15 protein-coding genes are annotated in these 18,241 nt (G+C 69.4%); 7 read left to right on the top strand and 8 right to left on the bottom strand.

The window, feature by feature from the left end:
• Positions 1 to 27: 27 nt before the first annotated feature.
• A complete protein-coding gene (locus tag AB0J95_RS15440; protein WP_364757473.1) occupies positions 28 to 1,044 on the bottom strand; it encodes a LacI family DNA-binding transcriptional regulator in 1,017 nt (338 codons plus the stop codon).
• 180 nt (positions 1,045 to 1,224) lie between these two features.
• On the opposite strand from AB0J95_RS15440, the gene AB0J95_RS15445 reads away from it, so the two are divergent.
• The gene (locus AB0J95_RS15445) at positions 1,225 to 2,226 is read left to right on the top strand and encodes a LacI family DNA-binding transcriptional regulator (protein ID WP_364757475.1); all 1,002 of its coding nucleotides are present in this window, start codon (positions 1,225 to 1,227) and stop codon (positions 2,224 to 2,226) included.
• 59 nt (positions 2,227 to 2,285) lie between these two features.
• Here AB0J95_RS15445 and AB0J95_RS15450 read toward each other — a convergent pair whose 3' ends face one another.
• Positions 2,286 to 2,843, bottom strand: coding sequence for a TetR/AcrR family transcriptional regulator (locus tag AB0J95_RS15450; RefSeq protein WP_364757477.1), 558 nt, complete (start codon positions 2,841 to 2,843; stop codon positions 2,286 to 2,288).
• Between the two features lie 89 nt (positions 2,844 to 2,932).
• Between AB0J95_RS15450 and AB0J95_RS15455 the strand changes: the two genes are divergently transcribed.
• Both AB0J95_RS15455 and AB0J95_RS15460 read left to right on the top strand, forming a co-directional pair.
• Positions 2,933 to 3,895: a 2-dehydropantoate 2-reductase N-terminal domain-containing protein gene (locus tag AB0J95_RS15455; RefSeq protein WP_364757479.1), complete on the top strand. Its 963-nt coding sequence runs from the start codon at positions 2,933 to 2,935 to the stop codon at positions 3,893 to 3,895.
• A gap of 258 nt (positions 3,896 to 4,153) precedes the next feature.
• On the top strand, positions 4,154 to 6,013 hold the full coding sequence (locus AB0J95_RS15460; protein WP_364757481.1) for a phosphatase PAP2 family protein: 1,860 nt from the start codon (positions 4,154 to 4,156) through the stop codon (positions 6,011 to 6,013).
• 48 nt (positions 6,014 to 6,061) lie between these two features.
• On the opposite strand, the gene AB0J95_RS15465 is transcribed toward AB0J95_RS15460, so the two are convergent.
• From AB0J95_RS15465 to AB0J95_RS15480, 4 genes are all read right to left on the bottom strand, one after another.
• On the bottom strand, positions 6,062 to 6,421 hold the full coding sequence (locus tag AB0J95_RS15465; protein ID WP_364757483.1) for a sigma factor-like helix-turn-helix DNA-binding protein: 360 nt from the start codon (positions 6,419 to 6,421) through the stop codon (positions 6,062 to 6,064).
• A gap of 43 nt (positions 6,422 to 6,464) precedes the next feature.
• Complete coding sequence (locus AB0J95_RS15470) at positions 6,465 to 8,444, bottom strand: alpha-L-fucosidase (protein ID WP_364757485.1); 1,980 nt, start codon at positions 8,442 to 8,444, stop codon at positions 6,465 to 6,467.
• A gap of 125 nt (positions 8,445 to 8,569) precedes the next feature.
• On the bottom strand, positions 8,570 to 10,396 hold the full coding sequence (locus tag AB0J95_RS15475; protein WP_364757486.1) for an RICIN domain-containing protein: 1,827 nt from the start codon (positions 10,394 to 10,396) through the stop codon (positions 8,570 to 8,572).
• 131 nt (positions 10,397 to 10,527) lie between these two features.
• On the bottom strand, positions 10,528 to 11,538 hold the full coding sequence (locus AB0J95_RS15480) for a LacI family DNA-binding transcriptional regulator (RefSeq protein ID WP_364757488.1): 1,011 nt from the start codon (positions 11,536 to 11,538) through the stop codon (positions 10,528 to 10,530).
• A gap of 136 nt (positions 11,539 to 11,674) precedes the next feature.
• Between AB0J95_RS15480 and AB0J95_RS15485 the strand changes: the two genes are divergently transcribed.
• The 4 genes from AB0J95_RS15485 to AB0J95_RS15500 are packed head-to-tail and all read left to right on the top strand — an operon-like array spanning position 11,675 to position 16,352.
• Positions 11,675 to 12,931: an extracellular solute-binding protein gene (locus AB0J95_RS15485; protein WP_364757489.1), complete on the top strand. Its 1,257-nt coding sequence runs from the start codon at positions 11,675 to 11,677 to the stop codon at positions 12,929 to 12,931.
• 4 nt (positions 12,932 to 12,935) lie between these two features.
• The gene (locus tag AB0J95_RS15490) at positions 12,936 to 13,823 is read left to right on the top strand and encodes a sugar ABC transporter permease (protein WP_364757491.1); all 888 of its coding nucleotides are present in this window, start codon (positions 12,936 to 12,938) and stop codon (positions 13,821 to 13,823) included.
• Positions 13,820 to 14,632: a carbohydrate ABC transporter permease gene (locus tag AB0J95_RS15495; protein WP_364757493.1), complete on the top strand. Its 813-nt coding sequence runs from the start codon at positions 13,820 to 13,822 to the stop codon at positions 14,630 to 14,632. Before AB0J95_RS15490 ends, AB0J95_RS15495 begins: the two co-directional genes overlap by 4 nt.
• Positions 14,633 to 14,645: 13 nt before the next feature.
• Positions 14,646 to 16,352 (top strand): trehalase family glycosidase, encoded by a 1,707-nt coding sequence (locus AB0J95_RS15500; protein WP_364757495.1) that lies wholly within the window; start codon positions 14,646 to 14,648, stop codon positions 16,350 to 16,352.
• Between the two features lie 7 nt (positions 16,353 to 16,359).
• Here the strand turns inward: AB0J95_RS15500 and AB0J95_RS15505 are convergent, their stop codons facing one another.
• Positions 16,360 to 16,803 (bottom strand): RbsD/FucU domain-containing protein, encoded by a 444-nt coding sequence (locus AB0J95_RS15505; RefSeq protein ID WP_364757496.1) that lies wholly within the window; start codon positions 16,801 to 16,803, stop codon positions 16,360 to 16,362.
• A 22-nt stretch (positions 16,804 to 16,825) separates the two neighbouring features.
• Positions 16,826 to 18,220, bottom strand: a complete 1,395-nt coding sequence (locus AB0J95_RS15510) for a BNR repeat-containing protein (protein ID WP_364757498.1) — start codon at positions 18,218 to 18,220, stop codon at positions 16,826 to 16,828.
• Positions 18,221 to 18,241: the final 21 nt, after the last annotated feature.

Genomic DNA, 18,241 nt, shown 5'->3' on the forward strand with positions numbered 1-18,241 from the left:
TACAGATGCGGGAAGGCCATGGCGGGGTCACCGCGGGCCGGTACTCTCCCGGACGATCAGCTCGGCTGCTACCAGGTCGCGCAGCCGCCCGTGTTCCAGCTCACCGGAGATGCGCTGGGCCAGAACCCGGAACGTGCGGCGGCCGACCTCGATGAAGTCCTGGCGGACCGTGGTCAGCGGCGGGTTCATGTACGCCGCTTCGGGCACGTCGTCGAAACCCGCGACGTGCACGTCGTTCGGCACCCGGATGCCGGCCTCGGTGAAGGCCCGCAGCACCCCGAGCGCCATCTGGTCGTTGGCCACGAACACCGCGGTCAACTCCTTGGCGTCGGCCAGTTCCCGGCCCGCCTCGTAGCCCGAGCGGGGACTCCAGTCCCCGCGGACCACCCTGGGCGTCTTGGCGTCGTACCGCTTGAGCGTGTCGCGCCAGGCCCGTTCGCGTTCCCGTGCCTCCAGCCAGTCGGCGGGACCGCCGACGTGCCAGACGGTCTTGTGCCCCAGGGCAAGCAGGTGTTCGGTCACCCGCCGGGCGCCGTCGTACTGGTCGACCGACACCACGGGCAGCGCCGCGTCTCCCCCGCCGACGGCCACCAGCGGCGTGTCCTTCGGCACCGCGTCAAGCGCTTCGGCGGCGGCCAGGTGCGGCGCGATCACCACGATGCCCTCGACCGCCTGCCTGCGCAGGATCTCCACCGCGTCCGAAATGGACGAACGCTGCGGCGCCCGGACACTGGAGATGGTCACCGAGTAACCGGCCTCGCGGGCGGCGTTCTCGATGCCGTACAGCGTGCTCGCCGGACCGTACAGAGTGGAGTCGAGGGCGACCACGCCCAGGACCCCGGTCCGGCCGGTGACCAGCGCGCGGGCCGCCGAGTTGGGCCGGTAGTCCAGCTTGGTGATGGCGGCCATCACCTTGGCCCTGGTCTCCGCGCGGACCGGCCCGGTGCCGTTGACGACCCGGGAGACGGTCATGTGCGAGACCCCGGCCAGCTCGGCCACATCGGTCAGGCTCGCCTGCCGGTCGGACGAGGCGCCACTGGTCATCCCGGCCTACCTCCATCCGCTTCGTTGCCCTGGTGAGCGCCTAGTGTTAGCGATAACACTGCGCGCGTCAAGCACCGTGACAACAGCGTGACCACCCTACCGGTCCGGCGGGCCGGGTCAACGGGATCCGACACGCCATGCCTGCCTTCTGGGTGAATCGATCCGACCTAGAATTCCTCGGTGGTCACCATCGCGGATGTGGCGAGAGCGGCAGGCGTGTCGCCGAGCACGGTGTCGTACGTGTTGTCCGGGAAACGCTCGATCTCCGAGGACACCAGGCGGCGGGTCCAGCGCAGCATCCGCAAGCTCGGCTACCACCCGAACGCCGGGGCCCGCGCGCTGGCCAGCAGCAGGACGAACCTGCTCGCGCTCGTCGTGCCGCTGCGCACCGACCTCAACGTGCCGGTGGCCATGCAGTTCGTGGCCGCGACCGTGAGCGAGGCACGTGCGTATGACTACGACGTCCTCGTGCTCACCAAGGACGAAGGCCCCGACGGCCTGCGGCGGGTGACCGGGTCGTCGATCGCCGACGCGCTGATCGTGATGGACGTGGAGTCCGCGGACCCGCGCGTGCCGGTGCTCCAGTCGCTGGACCGCCCGGTGGTGCTGATCGGGGTCCCCGACGAACCCGGCGACCTGACCTGCGTGGACCTGGACTTCGAGGCCGCGGGCGCACAGTGCGTGCGGCACCTGGCCGGGCTCGGGCACCGCACGATCGCCCTGCTCGGCCCGTCGCCCGTGGTGTACGAGCGGGGCACGAGCTACGCGGGCCGTTTCCTCAAGGGCTTCAAGCAGACCGCCACCGCGGCCAAGATCCGCGAGACCTCCATGCCGTGCGCCCCGACCTACGAGGCCTTGCGTATCTGCCTGGACAACCTGCTGGCGCGCCGGCGGGCGATCACCGGGCTGGTCGTGCACAACGAGGCCATCCTCGGGCCGCTGCTGTCGGAACTGGCCAGACGCGGCAAGAAAGTCCCGCAGGACATCTCGGTTCTGGCCGTGTGCCCGGACGACATGGCTGTCTCGCAGGCGATCCCGCTGACCTCCGTGTCGATTCCCTCGATCGCAGTGGGAGAACTGGCCGTGGAGATGGTCATGAAGCGCCTCGACGGGGTGACCGCGGCGGAGGTGCGGCTGCTCTCGCCCGTCCTGACCGACCGAGGCAGCACCGGGCGCCCGTAGCAGCCACACCGTCCGTCCACATCGGACTCTTTCGGCGTTGCGCCACACAGGAAATGCTGCTAGCGGCGGAGCCCGGCCAGCAGGAGGGTGATGACGCCATCGGCCTCGGCCCGCCAGTTGGGGCGGTCGTGGGCCGCGCCGATGCCGTGCAGCGCCATCATGACAGCACCGGCGTCCACGTCGTCGCGGATGGTGCCGTCCTTCGCCGCGGCGGTCACCAGATCGGTAACGGCCTGTTCAAGGGCCTGGCTGCCCTCGGCGAGCGCGCCCGCGCGGGTGGCCATGAGCGTCGCCAGCGTGCGCGCGAGGCCTTGGTGGGCGTCCAGGTAGTCGACCATGTCACGCAGGAAGGCCGCCAACGCCTCTGCCGCGGGCAGCGTGGCTCGCAGCCGGTGGGCGCGGTCGCACAGTGCGGCGACCTCCTCGTGGTAGACCGCCTCGGCCAGCGCCTCCCGGGTGGGAAAGTGGCGGTACAGCGTGCCGGTTCCCACGCCGGCGAGGCGGGCGAAGTCGTCGAAGCGCAGGTCGAAGAAGTCGCCGGCGTCGAAGAGCTCCCGGGCCTTGGCGATCACGGCGTCGCGGTTGCGCTGGGCGTCGGCGCGCAGCGGCTTGGTCATGCGGCACCTCTCGTTGACAAATGGAGATGACCTCCATATTTTGGAAGTGGAGATGATCTCCAGTTCAATCGTACCCCTTGAGGTGCACCTTGAAGATCCTGATGTTCGGCCGTGGCGTGATCGCCACGGTGTACGGCTGGGCCCTGCAACGGGCCGGGCATGACGTCGAGTTCTACGTCCGGCCGGGCCGCGCGGCGGCGTACGGGGAGGCGACGGTGCTCGACCTGCTCGATACGCGGCGGCGGGTGTGGGGGCAGCGCGTCGTCGAGAACTGGCCGGTGTCCTACCTCGAGGAACTGGAGCCGGACCACGACTTCGACCTGATCGTGCTGAGCGTGCCGCACCACCGGCTCACAGAGGCGGCGGCCTTCCTGGCACCCCGCGTCGGCAACGCCACGGTGCTCGTCTTCGGCAACATCTGGTCCGAGCCGCGGGCCGCGATCAGCCCGCTCCCCCTCGACCAGGTCGCGTGGGGCTTTCCCCAAGCCGGCGGCTGCTTCGGCGACGACGGCGTGCTCCGTGCGGGGATGCTGCCGTCGGTCATCTTCGGCACCCTCGGCCGGCCCCCCACCGACCGCGAGCGGGCCGTGCGCCGGGTGTTCCGCGAGGCCGGGTTCCGGTTGCGAGAGCAACCCGACTTCCGCGGCTGGCTGTGGGTTCATTTCGTGTCGGATGCCGGCCTGTTCTCGCAGGGCCTGCGGCTGGGTTCGCTGTCCGAGCTGGCCGGGTCGGCGAGCGACTTCCGCGAGGCGCTGCTGACCGGCCGCGAGCTGCTGCCGCTCCTCCAGGCGCGCGGCATCGACCTGCGACGTCACCGAGGCGGGGCGCTGCTGTTCCGGGCGCCCACCCGGCTGATGGCCCCCGTACTCGCCTGGCTGACTGCTCATGTCACGCCGCTGCGCGTGAATTTCGAGGCGCACTCCAATCCGGACGCCCAGGAGCCGCGCGAGATCTGCCGAGACACCCTGGCGGAGGCACGACGACTGGGCGTCGCGGTACCGCGGCTGGAAGCAGCGGAACCGAGCTTCGCCCTGCCGAACAGAGTTGACTGAACCATGTTGTTGGTGGCGCTCCGGATCGCCACTGGCGGGTGTCGATGGGGACGGGGGATGAGTCAGCGGGTCCGGGTGGCCCGATGGGGTCGCCCGGCGATCTGCCGACGCACACTGGCACCTGCGGCCGCTAAACGCGAGCATTACTCACGTTATCGTGGTGTTAGCGCTCACATCATGATTGGTTCACCTGCTCGTCGAACGGGTCATGCAGGCTCGCGGTCCGCTGAACGCGTTATGGGACATCAGGAGTTGGGTATGTCGAGTCCGATCGTGGTGCACCGCCGGACGATGCTGCGCGGCTCGGTGATCCTCTCGGCCGGCCTGGTCGCCGGCCCTGGGGCACTGAGCCGGCCGGCGGCGGCCGGCGCCGGGGCCTTGCCGTCCTTTGTGGACTGGTATCGGACGAATGTCGGCGGCAACCTGACTCCGGACACCAATGCCGCGGTGCACATCCTGTCCGGGATGCGGCAGCTGTGGCGGACCGGCTCCACCTGGGACACCGGTGTGGTGCTGGATCCGGAGGTGCTGCACGCCAGCATGCGCCACGTCATCCGGGTCACCACCACACGCACCGACGCGCAGGCCAAGCGCGCGTTCATCTTCGACCGCCAGCACCAGAGCTACGCGGCGATCGGCGGGCTCGGCCCGCTGGCCGAGCTCTACAAGGCCGGCGCCAGGGCGGTCACCGGCATCACGTCGGCACCGGACGGGACACCACCGGCCGCCATCAACGAGGCGCTGCCGCCCGGCGCGCCCGCCGGATCCGCGCTCGGCGCGGGTTCGCCCGACTCGGATCTGGGCCAGGTCGTCCGTCTGGTCGACACACTGCGCGGCCCTTATGCCTCCGGCAATCCGTCCAAGTACGCCCACCAGTACCCCAGGCCGTGGCGGATGACCGAGGACAGCCGGGTGGTCGCCACCGGCGCGACGGACGCGTTCGGCTATCCGGTCTACCGGTCCAAGGTGGTCGTCGCGCCCCAGCTGCTGCGCCAGCGCAGCACCAGTCCGGTCGACGATGCCGGTTTCCCCAGCGGGCACACCAACGCGTTCCACCTCGCCTGCCTCGCGCTCGCCTACGCGATCCCCAGCCGGTTCCAGGAACTCATGGTGCGGGCGCTGGACCTGAGCGACACCCGGATCGTGTCCGGGATGCACTCCCCCGTGGACGTTATCGGCGGCCGGATCCTGGCCACCGCGCTCGCGGCGGCCACGTTGTCCGACCTGCAGAACGCCGCGCTGAAGGCGGCCGCACTCGCCCAAGCCACCCAGTACTTCGGCCAGAACCCGCCACCCGCCGGAGCGAACACCGATCCCTACGCCGATCGCCGGGCCAACTCGGCAGCGGTCACCTCGTGGCTGACCTATGGGCTGCCCAGGCGCGACAAGCACGTGCCGATGACGGTGCCCAAGGGAGCGGAAGTCCTGCTGGAGACCCGGCTGCCCTACCTGGACGCGTCGCAGCGCCGGGAAGTGTTGCGCACCACCGCCTTGCCGTCCGGATATGCGCTGCTCGACGGCCCGGAACAGTGGGGGCGGCTGAACCTGTTCGCCGCGGCCGACGGCTACGGCGCCTTCGACGACCGCGTCCGGGTCACAATGGATGCCCGCAAGGGCGGCTTCCACGCGGCCGACACGTGGCGCAACGCGATCACCGGCACCGGCGGCTTGGTCAAGACCGGCACGGGCGAGCTCACCCTGGCCGGTGCCAACCGGTTCCGCGGCGGAACCCGGGTGGATGACGGAACGCTGATCGCGGACTCGACGACCGCCCTCGGTGACGGCGACGTCGATCTGCGCGGCGGAACACTCCGTCTGGCCGCCACGGGCTGCGTGCAGGTGCGCGGCGCGTACCGTCAGGCCTACGGAGCCACCCTCGCGGTCACGCTCCGGCCCGGACACCAGCCCGCGCTCACCGTCGCCCGGCCGGTCACCTTGGCACCGGGCGCCATCCTGACGGTCACCCTCGACCCGTCCCGCGACTACCGCGGTGCTGTGCTGCCAGTCCTGACCACACCGGCCCTCTGCGGTCGATTCGCCAGGATCACCCTCGCCGGCGGTGGATTCCGCGTGATTGCGAGCTACCAGCCGACAGGACTGTCCATCCGGCTCGTCTGAGACGCCCGGGGCGGCGAGAGCCGCGAACGTGAGTGTCCGTCGCGGAGTTCACCGCCCGGTCAGGCCTCTCTCCCGCAGCGCCAGCCACAGCGCGTGCAGGCCGTAGTGCAGCCGCGACCGGATGGTGCCCTGCGGTACGTCCAGCGCGGCGGCGAGTTCGGCGACCGAGTGCCCCAGGTAGTAGGCACGGACGATCACCGCCCGGTGATCCGGTGCCAGCGCACTGAGGGCGTCGGCGACCAGCCACGAGTCCGGGGCCGGGCCGCTGACGCCGCGGCGGTCGTCGATGGCGCACCTCCTCGGGCCGGTTCCGCACGACCAGAACCGTCCACAGTAGACCTCTTCAGGCAGTGGGAGGTCTACTGTGGACGGTCCGACCCGCGGCGAGGGAGGCTCGCCCCGGGTCATGGCCGCGTGGCCGGGCGCCGCTCCAGGCCGCGCGGAGTGCCGCTCACGCGCTGGTGATGGTCCAGTGGTTGTTGGTGCTGTTGTTCGGCGCCCACATGCCCGCGTCGGCACCGGCGGTGGCGTTGCCCATGCCGTCGAGCGCGGTGCCGGTGCCGCGGTTGATGATCTGGTACCGGCCGTTGCCCACGGCGTTGAGGCGCCACTGCTGGTTGTTGCCGCCATTCCAGGCTGTTTGCACGGCGGTCGCGCCGTTGGCGGCGTTGCCCCCGCTGTCGGCGACCATGCCGTTGGTGCGGTTGACGATCCGGTAGTAGCCACCGCCGACGTCGACCAGTTGCCACTGCAGGTTGTTGCTGCCGTCCCAGTTCCACTGCTTGAGCCGGGATCCGGCGGCGACGTTGCCGCCGCTGTCGAGCACGAGCCCGGTGGTGGCATTGGCGATCCTGGCCCAGCTCGTGGGCAGCGGACCCGAACCCGGCGCGGGGATCTGCCCGGCGAACGTCAGCTTGACCACGTACGCGGCGGCGGTGAACGGCGGGTTGGCCGACGGCATCGTGATGTGCAGGCCCGATCCGTCCTGGCTCCGGTTCGGCAGTGCGATGTACGACCCCGCGGTGGAGTCCAGCAGTTGCACCGAACTCAGGGTCCTGAGATCCATCTGGCTGGAGTTGAGGGTGGTGATGTTCAGTGTGCCGCCCGGCCAGCCCAGCACGGTGGCGTACAGCACGGTGTTGTCCTTGCTGCGGGTGAACCGGATGTCCCGGTTGGTCGCCTCCTTGGGCCCGCCGCCGCCACCCTGCGTCGGCCCCTCCCCGTAGACGGCCCAGGCGCGGGTGGCGTAGATGGACTCGCCGAACCGCTTGAGGTAGTCGCCGATGCCCAGCAGGATCGTCTTCTGGCTGTCCGGGATCGTGCCGTCGGCCATCGGCGCGATGTTCAGCAACAGGTTGCCGTTCTTGCAGACCCGGTCGATCAACGAGTGCACGATCGCCTTGGTCGTGTAGTAACCGATGCCGACCGTGTAGCACCAGCTGGTGGCGGAGATGCTGTCGTCGGTCAGCCAGAACGGGACCTGGATGCCGGTCGGCCCGCCGCGCTCGAAGTCGAAGACCTCGCCGCGGTTGTTGAAGCCGTCCTTGTAGGTGGCGACCACGTCCTTGTTCCAGGCGACCGCGCGGTTGTAGTAGTCGGCGAGGAACTGCAGCCGCCTCGACTCGTTGACCGCGCCCAGGTTGAAGTCCTGCCAGAGGATGTCCGGCTGGTAGCCGTCGAGAACCTCCTTGAGCTTGTCGTACCACAGCTGGTTCTCCGCGGCCGTGCCGTTCTGGCCGTAGAGCCTGCGCAACGACTCAGTAGGTTGCGCAGGCACCGCGTCGTAGTAGCCGGTGAAGTGGAACGCATGGTGCAGGGCCGCCAGCACCTTCAGGCCCTTGGCCCGGATGGCGTCCGCGTGCAACCGCAACAGGTCCAGCTTGGGCCCGGTCTTGACCGAGTTCCACTCGTTCGCGGCGCTGTTCCACATCGAGTAGCCGTCATGGTGCTCGGCGACCGGGCCGGCGAACTTCGCACCGGCGTCGAGGAACAGCTGCGCCCACTCGGCGGGGTCGAAGTTGCCGCCCGCGGACCTCAGCTTGGGAGCGAACTGCACCCAGTTGCCCGCCTTGTCGCGGGCACCGTTGATGAAGTTGTGGTACGGCCACGCCGAAGGGTCACCGTAGACGGCTTTGTGGTGGTTGTTCTCGCTGGAACCGTTGTGGTACATGTTCCGCGGGTACCACTCGTTGGCGAAGGCCGGGACGCTGAACACGCCCCAGTGGTAGTAGATGCCGAACTTGGCGTCCTGGAACCACTCCGGGGCCGGTGGATGCTGGTCCACGGAGGACCAGCTCGGCGTGTAGCTGCTCGGTCCCTCGGTGGCCCAGACGGCACCGGCCCGCAGCGCGCCGGTGGCGGCGGCGACCCCGGTGAACCCGGCGGCGGCGAGCAGCCCGCGCCGGGTGAACCTGTTGTCTGACAAGGACATGACGAAAAACCCTTTCGTACGGGTGGCATTTGGCGGCGGACACCGTCATCAGCAGGGTGAGCAGGCTCCACGTCCGCGAAGCGCTCCCAGTCGGGTGCGGCGCCCGCCCGCGGGCGGCCCGGGGCCTACCGGCCCCAGAGCCGCCAGGTCTGGTTGAGCTGGCTGCCTTGACCGACGGCCTTGCACGTCCACTGGATGACCTGTGCACGTGCGGCGGTGGAGACTCCGTTGACGTCGACGCACTTGCCACTGTGCCGGGCCACGAGCTGGTAGTCGTGCGGGTCGTTGCCGGAGTAGGTGACCCGCCGCAGGGTGAACTGCTGGCTCGGGGTCCCGTCCAGACAACTCCGCTGCTGCACGGCGGCACCGTCCGCGGTGGACGATCCGTTGACGTCAAGGCACTTGCCCGACTGCTGGCTGACGACCGTGTAGGTGTCGGCGATCCCGGCCACCGGGCGGAAGTTCCACAGCTGCTGGTCACCGCCCTCGCAGTAGAACTGCTGCTGCTGGTTGCCGTCGGCCGTGCTCAGGTTCGTGTTGTCCAGGCACTGCTGCGAATGCTGGGCCACCGCGACGGACTGGAAACCACTGTCCGAAGGGGACAGAAGGGTGATGGTGAAGCTGTCGTCGGCGTTGGTGTGCGGGAGGTTCACGGTTGTGGCGTTGCCCGGAGCGGACACCACCGAGTTCTGGACGGTGACCGGGCCCGCTACCGCGGCTCCGCCGTTGGCGGGAACGCGCTGGACGAGCACCCGCACCTGGTTGTTCTGCACGACACCGGTGGTGCTGTCCAGGTGCTGCAGGTTCACGGCGATATTGCCGGTCGTACCACGGCCGCCGACCAGGATCTTCGCGTTGCCGGTCGTCTTGGTGGCGAAGGCGTCGTAGGACCGGCTGGGCGTCACCGACACGATCTGCCCGGTTTGCGAGCCGTAGAACCGATAGGCCCACCACTCGCCCTTGGGCTGGTGCTGCCCGGCGGAGTTGCGCACGAGCAGGCTGGCCAGATCGTTGTGCAGGTTGGCCCCGCCGGCCCAGTTCGCCCGCAGGCCGTCGGCGCCACTGCGCTCCAGCCGGGCGATGTACCAGGCGCCACCACCGGGGTTCTGCTCGTTGGCCGCCCCGTACTCGTTGATCTGGTAGGGACGCGGGTGCGGGATGCCGCGGGAGTCCAAAGAGGAGTTCGCCGCCGCGACGTTCGCCACCGGGTCACCCGGCAGGGAGTGCCAGCTGACGATGTCGGGGACAACGTTGTTGGCACGGACGAAGTCCAGGTACTGGGTCCACCAGCTGCCCGAGGTCGTCGGCACACCCGCGAGGCTCGGGCCGACGATCGGCTGCGCCGGGAAAGCGGCCCGGACGCGCTGGTAGGTGCGCCGCCACAGTTCGAAGTACTGCGCCTGCGGCCGGTTCCAGAACAACGTGATGTTGGGCTCGTTCCACAGGTCCCACTGCACCGGGGCGCCCGTTGCCCGGACGTCGTCGATCAGGCGGGTGAGGAAGTTGTCGTAGTCGGTCCAGTTGCCGTTGTCACCGGGAAAACGGGAGATCGGGTAGCCGTCCGCGCCCCACAGGTCGTGCACCAGCAGGACGAACTCCCCGCCCAGCGACCGGGTGCGCAGCAGCTGGGCACGGGTCGCGTTCCACCGGCGGTCATACCGGCCGGACACCCAGCCACCGGGGCTGTCGAGCTGGGCACCACCGGCACGCATGGCCCGGAACCGCACGTCGCGGTAGAAGTGGTCCGCGGGCGCCGATGCGTCCTCCGTCATGCCGTAGATCCAGCCGGAGGCCCGGTAGGACGGCGCGCCACCCGCGACCGCGAAGTCGACCGTGACGGATTCGTCCGCGGCCGTGGCCGGCGCGGTGAAAGTTACAACGGATGCACCGAGAGCGAGGAGCGCGACTGTTGCGCGAAAACGCCCGCGCCACCTCCTGGGCCTGGTGTCCATCTGTCTCCTTGAGCTGCAGGGATGGAGTACTGAAGATGGTGTCGAACCGATTCGACCAACTCGGTACCGTACGCGCCCATCCACGCAGGCTGCAATGCTTCATACTCTTCGAAGCGATTCACCAAGCTGCGCTAGGACAGGTTCGCTCCGGTGCTGGACCGCAGCGAGATGACCGGTTGCAGCAAGGCGTGCCGGGGCGTCGCGGACGGGTCGGTGATCCGCTCGATGAGCAGCTCCACGGCGATCCGGGCCATCTGCGCGGCCGGCACGTCGGCCGCGGTCAGCGGTGGGTGGAACTCCTCGGCCAACCGGTCGGCGATCACCCCGGTGATGGAGAAGTCCCTGGGCACGACCAGTCCGGCGTTGTGCAGTGCTCGCTGCAACCCGGGCAGCGCCGCTTCGTTGATCGTCACCGCCGCGGTCACCCCAGGCCACCGGGTGCGGATCTCCTCGAAACACGACAGGCCCGCCGCGGGCTCGTCGGCGCAGCAGACCGTCCGCGCGGTCATCCCCCGCTGGGCCGCCGCCTCCTGAAAACCGGCCGTGGCACGCAAAGCGGGCCCGTAACCGGCGGCCACCAGCTCGGTCGACCTGTTGATCAGCACCACCTGCCGGTGCCCGAGGTCGGCCAGGTGGTGCACGCACCGCCGGACCAGCCCCGCGTAGTCCACGTCCACCCACCATGACCGGCCGGGATGCTCGACGTGCCCGATGCTCACGAACGGCAGCGCGCCGCGCTCGAGCCGGGCCACCCGCGGGTCGTCCAGCAGGATCTCCATCAGGATCACGCCGTCCACCCGCCTGCCGGTGACGATCCGCTCGAACGACCGGTCGTGGTCCGCGCCGCTGGGCGACAGCAGCACATCGAGGTCGTTCGCGGCGGCCTCCTCCACCACGGTGGCGACGAAACCGAGCTGGACATCGGTCAGCCGCCTGCTGGCCGGCGGGATGACGAGCCCCAGCGTGCGCGTGCGCCCCTCCGCCAGTGCCCGCGCGCTGGCGTTGGGCCGGTAGCCCAGTTCGGCGATCACCTCGTTGATCCGCCGTGCGGTCGCCGCCGCCACCGGGCGCTTGCCGGACAACGCGTAGGACACCGTGCTGCGCGACACCCCGGCCCGCTTGGCGATCTCGCCGATGTTCACCCGCTCACCATCCAACCGATTCGACTGCCCGTCAATCATAGGACGTTCCAAGCCTTGCATCCTGCCCTCTTTCATGGCTATCTTGGCGCCACTCGTGAGTCGAACCGGTTCGACTCGCTTGCCGGAAGGACACGCGATGCGGCGTTCACCGACCACCCGGCGGTTCACCACGGCCATTACGGCGATCACGGCACTGACGGCACTGCTCGCGGCGGCGTGTTCGGCCGATCCGGCCGGTCAGCCAGGCCCGCGCGGCGGCTCGTTCTCGCTGTGGGATCCGTATCCCCAGTTCGACAACGGTTCCGAGTGGACCAAGGTGATCGACAAGTGCGGCACGGCGGCGGGCGTCACGATCCAGCGGCAGGCCTACGACACGACCGACCTGACCAACAAGGTGCTGCTGGCCGCGCAACAGGGCACCGCGCCCAACGTGCTGGTCGTGGACAATCCGGTGGTGTCCACGCTGGCCGAGGCCGGCGTGCTGAAGTCCACTCAGGACACCGGCATGGACGCGACCGCGGCGGCGCCGAACCTGCTGGCCGCCGGGCAGACCGGCGGGCGCGTCTACGGGGTGCCGATCGGCGCGAACACGTTGGCCTTGTACTACAACAAAGCGGTGCTGACGGCGGCGGGCGTCGACCCGGCGTCGATCACGGACTGGACGTCGCTGGAGGCGGCGCTGACCAAGGTCGCCGCGGCGGGCAAGAAGGGCATCACGTTCTCGGCCATCGGCACCGAGGAAGGCACTTTCCAGTTCCTGCCGTGGTTCTGGGGCGCCGGTGCACAGCTGACCGACCTGTCCTCGCCCGGGGCCGTGGCCGCGCTGACTCAGTGGAAATCCTGGCTGGACAAGAAGTACGCGCCGAACTCGGTGATCGGCAACACCCAGACCACCAGCTGGCAGGAGTTCGCGACCGGCGAGTACGCGTTCGCCGAGAACGGCACCTGGCAGCTGCAGAACGCCAAGAAGGCGGGCTTCGACTACGGCGTCATCCCGATCCCGTCCCGCACCGGCGGTGTCGCCCCCGCACCGACCGGCGGCGAGTTCGTCACCGTTCCCTCCCAGGGCGACAAGGACGCCGAGGCCACCGCCGCGAAGATCGCGGCCTGCCTCACCAGCGCGGACACCGTGCTGGCCACCGACACCGCGCTCACGTACGTCTCGGCTGTGCCGTCGGTCCAGCAACAGCAGATCGCCGCGCAACCAGACCTGAAAGTCTGGGTCGACGCGGTGAAATCGGCCAAGAGCCGCACCGGCGACGATCTCGGCACTCGCTATCCCCGGATCTCCCAGCCGCTGTGGACCGCCGTGCAGGCGGCGCTGACCGGGTCGAAGTCGCCGCAGGACGCGCTGACGGCCGCCCAGGCCGCCGCGGCCTCGGCGACGAAGTAGGACAGTGCCGCGGCTGCGCGGGCGGCTCGCCGGCTGGGCGTTCCTGCTCCCGATCGTCGCGTACCTGTTGCTGTGCTACGTCTACCCGTTGCTGACCAACATCGACCTGAGCATCCGCGGCTACACCGTCCGCACCTTCGTGCAGGGCGGTGCGCCGCTGGTCGGGTTCGACAACTACGCCAAGGTGTTCGCCGATCCCGGTTTCGGCTCGACACTGCTGCACACCGCCGTGTTCACCGTGGCATCGTTGGTGTTCCAGTACGGCATCGGCCTGGCGATGGCGGTGTTCTTCGCCCGCGACTTCCGGCTGTCCGCGACGCTCCGGGCGCTGATGCTGGTGCCGTGGCTGCTGCCGCTGATCGTGTCCGCGTCCACCTGGGCGTGGATGCTCAACAGCGAGGCCGGGGTGGTCAACGCCGTGCTGGGGTTGTTCGGCCTGGACCGGGTGAACTGGCTGACCTCGCCGGACTGGTCGCTGGTGTCGGTGACCATCGCCAACATCTGGATCGGCATTCCGTTCAACCTGGTCGTGCTGCACAGCGGCCTGCGCACCATCCCGGCCGAGGTGTACGAAGCATCCTCTTTGGACGGTGCCGGGCGGTGGCAGACCTTCCGGCACATCACCTTCCCCATGCTGCGCCCGGTGTCCGGGGTGACGCTGCTGCTCGGCCTGGTCTACACGCTCAAGGTGTTCGACATCATCTGGATCATGACCCGCGGCGGGCCCGGCGGCTCGTCCGGCACGCTGGCCACCTGGTCCTACGAGCTCGGCTTCGGCAGCATGCTGCCCCGCTTCGGGCCGAGTGCCGCGGTGGGCAACGTGCTGATCCTGCTGGCGGTCGTCGCCGGTCTGCTCTACATCCGGGTGCAGCGCCGCCTGGAGGCGACATGACCCGGCGCGGGTTGCGCACCGCCGTGGGCGTGCTGCTGACCGCCGTCATGCTCTTCCCGGTGTACTGGATGATCAACGTCTCGCTGACCCCGCCGGGGCTGATGCGCAAGTCGCCGCCGGACTTCTGGCCCAGCACACCGACATTCGAGGGGTACGCCCGTGTGCTGCGCGAGCAGCTGCCCTACTTCGGCACGAGCCTGCTGGTCGCGTCCGGCACCGTTGTGCTGACCCTGGCGCTGGCCGCGCCCGCCGCGTACGCACTGGCGAAGCTGCGCCCGCCCGGCCGCCGGGTGCTGGGCTTCCTGCTGCTCGTCGCGCAGATGATCCCGGGCATCATCATGGCGCTGGGGCTCTACGGCGTCTACGTCCGCCTCGGCATCACCAACACGGTGTGGGGCCTGATCTTCGCCGACTCCACCATCGCGGTCCCGTTCGCCGCGCTGATCCTCACCTCGTTCATCGCCTCGGTGCCCGACGAGCTGGTCCAGGCCGCCCGGATCGACGGCGCCGGCCCGGTCCGCACGTTCTGGTCGATCGTGCTTCCGCTGAGCCGCAACGGGATCATCGTCGCGGCGCTGTTCTCCTTCCTGTGGGCGTGGTCCGACTTCGTGTTCGCCACGACCCTCGACAGCGGCGGCGCGCTCAAGCCGCTGACCCTCGGCATCTACCGCTACATCGGCAACAACAACCAGGAGTGGAACGCGATCATGGCGACCGCCGTGATCGCGTCCGTGCCCGCCACCGTCCTGCTCGTGCTGGCGCAGCGGTTCGTCGCCGCGGGCATCACCGCCGGGGCGGTCAAGGACTGACGAAGGGACGCCAGTGGACGACTTCTCGGTGCAGGAAATACCGTTCAGCCATCGGGGAGCCTGGTTCGGCCTGTCTCCCGTGGTCGCGCCGGCCACCTACGCCGAGGACGTCCACCTCGTGTCGCACCGAAACGGCATGCACGCGGTACTCCAGCTCGTCCCCATCCATGGGGGTGTGCGCGTGCCAGCCGACGTGACCGCCGATCCGGCCGTGCTGACCTGGTCGGCCGGCCGGGGACGGGTGGCGGCGGCCTTCGAGTCGCCGTCCACCCTCAGGATCACCGGATCCGGCCTCGGCCTGCGCGTCGCCGCCGCCGAAGCCACCCTCACGCCGTTCACCGGAACCTACTTCTTCCGCGATCCGGTCACGTCGTCGTACGTATTCACCTCCTACGAGACCGGCCACCGCTATCGGCTGACCGTCCTTTCCGGACACGCCGACGGGCACGGCGCCGGTGCGCTGGGCACGGCGGACCGAGCGGTCGTGATCGGTGCGGACGGCGGTGAATGGGAACTGGCGCTGGAAGAACTGACCACGACACGGCAGCGCTTCGCCGCTCGGGCGACATTCCCGGAGGTCGTGGCGGCATCGCGGCGGGCCGTGGCCGAGTTCACCGACACCGTCGCGCCGTGGCGCAGCGACCGCACGCCGGCCGCGGGGCTGGCCTGCTACCTGCTGTGGTCGTCCACTGTGGACCCATCCGGGTTCGTCGGCCGCCCGGCGGTGCTGATGTCCAAGCACTGGATGGACAAGGTATGGAGCTGGGACCACTGTTTCAACGCCCTCGCACTGGCCCCCGGCGCACCGGAGCTGGCCTGGGACCAGTTCCAGGTGGTGTTCGACCACCAGACCGAGCAGGGCGCGCTGCCCGACTCGATCACGCATGCCGAGATCCTGTACAACTTCGTCAAACCACCCATTCACGGCTGGGCGGCGAGCAGGCTCCGCGAACGTCTGCCCGGCGGGGTGCCGGACGGCGAGATCCCGCGGCTCTACCGGCAACTCGCGGAGTGGACCACCTTCTGGCTCGACCACCGCCGGGCACCGGGCCAGGTGTTCCCGCACTACGAGCACGGCAACGACAGCGGCTGGGACAACGCCACGGTCTTCGCCGAGCGGCTCCTGGTGCAGTCCCCCGATCTCGCGGCTTTCCTGGTACTGCAGATGCACGAGCTGGCGGACCTGGCGCGCCGGGCCGGCGACCCGGCCGCCGCGACACGGTGGGCCTGGGAAGCCGAGACGATGCTCGCCGCGCTGCTCCGCGAGCGGTGGAACGGTTCCGCGTTCACCAGCCACACGATCGACGGCACAGCAAGCACAACGGCGAGCCTGCTCGAGCTGATGCCCATCGTTCTGGGCCACCAGCTTCCCGTCGATGTGCACGCCAAGGTGGCGACGGCCATCTCCGGACACCTGACCCAAGTCGGCCTGGCCACCGAACGGCCCGATTCCCCGCTCTACGAGGCCGACGGCTACTGGCGCGGTCCGGTGTGGGCTCCGGCGACGGTGCTGGTCGAGGACGGCCTGCGCCGGGGCGGCGCGGTCGAGCTGGCGGACCGGGTCAGCGCCCGTTTCCTCGCGGTGTGCGAGAAGTCCGGCTTCGCCGAGAACTTCGACGCACTGGCCGGGGAAGGCCTGCGCGACCGCGCCTACACCTGGACCGCGAGCGCCTACCTGATCCTCGCCGGTGACGCCGAGAACAGGCTCGCCACCGGCTGATCGCCGCCTACCCCGGCAGGGCGCTGCCCGGCCTGCCCGGGGTGGCACCGATCGTGAGCAGCAGGTTGGCGTAGTGCCGGTCATCACCGGAAGCGACACAGATGGCCAGGCCGGGCTGGAGGCACGTTTCGTAGAACTCGTGCCGCCCGGAGCTGATGAAGGGCACATCGGGCCCCAGAGCCTCCTGGTAGCGGGCCCAGAACGCCGGTGTGGAGCCGTCGTCGGGGCGCATCGTGGTCGCCGACTCGACCGGCACCGCGGTGATCAGCGTCGCCAGGATCTCGTCCACCATGATCAGACCGGGCCGGAGGTTGAGGTAGATCCGTTCGGCGCCGGGGTGGACGTTGGTCGTGTGCGCGTAGTTGGCGTCGGCGATCAGCACGTGCGAACCATGGCCGGTCGCGGCCAGGGCGCCGATCAACGGCGGATGCAGCAACGGGTAGCGCAGCACAGTCGGGGTCCTTTCGTTGGTGTCAGCCCAGGCGGAAGTCGGCGACGCGGATCGGTGAGGGGGTGGTCGCGGTCGAACGTTGCTGGTAGAACATGGACAGCACGCCTTCGGTTGCCAGTCTTGAGGTATCCACCGTCACCTCGCCGAAGACGTTCATTCCCGGCTGGTCGAACACCAGCGTCCAGTCGGTCCACCCACTGGCCTTGGACGCCGAGACGATCCGGCCGAAGGGCATCACGAGGTAGGCGTTGTCCTTGCGGTCGAACACGATCCGGGTACGGCCGGTCGAGTTCGGCGCGACCGGGACCTCCCGTTTGGTCCAGGACCCGTCGGCGGCACGGACCAGGTGGAAGGCCCGGGCCCAGCGCGTTCGGTCGGCCGCGTAGCTGGTGACGCACTGGGTGAACCGGCCGGGCACGTAGCTGATGGCCACGTGCATCAAGCCGGCGCCGTCGACAGCCTGGCTTTCCTGGTTCATCAGGCCGTGGTTGGGGTCGAGCGGGTCGACGATCAACCGCGGCGAGACACCGACCTCGGCGCCGACGACGGACCCGGTGGTGTCCCGCCAGGTCCGGCCGCGGTCGTCGCTGTAGACGTACCCGGTGTCGTGGTTGGTCAGCCCGCCTTGGTCGCACAGCACGCCGGTGTTGCCCTCGCGCCAGGTGAACGCCGCGTGCAGCCTGCCGGCGCGGTCGTAGGTGAGGCCGTGCAGGTACATGTTGCGGGTCGTGCTGGTGACACCGTTGGGCGCGGTCCACGATCCCGTTGCGAGCGACCATTTGCCGAGCTTGCGCCACGAGGTGCCGTCGTACTCGGCGAGTTCGTTGGTGCCGTTGCCCGACCCGCCGGTCCGGTAGCTCAACTGCAGCTTGCGTTCCGGAGTGACCAAGAACTGCGGATAGGTGATGCCGCCGAGATCCACGCCATCCAATGTGCTTTGCACGGCCCCGAACCTCGCGGCGGACCAGCTCCGGGTCGCCGGGCTGGACACCAAGCCCGCCTCGGACTTGACGTAGAACACCGGTGTGTTGTGCGTGTCCATCGCGACGTGCAGGCGCCCGTCGGACGGCGAGATCCCCAGGGAGATCACGTTGTGCGAGTCGTCAGTGCTCAGTTTGTGCGGCAGCACCACTTTCCGCCACGGGCCGCTCGGAAGTTCGCGTCTGCCCACGACCACCGAGCGGTCCGCGGAGTACCAGGTCGCGTACTGGTACCCCGCGTAGCTCACGATCGCGTTCTGCTGGAACGACTCGTTGTTCACCAGCCCGTCGTAGGACACGAAGTACAACGCGGACGGATCCAGCTGGGTGTCGCCGAGCAACGCGACCGGCGGGGCGGCCGCGGCGCTCTGTTCACTGTGGACGACCGGAGCGCCGGTCAGGACGAGACATACAGCGAGCAGGATCGCTGATTTCATCTCACTCTCCCCGTGCGGGCT

This window comes from Actinocrispum sp. NPDC049592 (assembly GCF_040675465.1).
Taxonomy (GTDB): domain Bacteria; phylum Actinomycetota; class Actinomycetes; order Mycobacteriales; family Pseudonocardiaceae; genus Kibdelosporangium.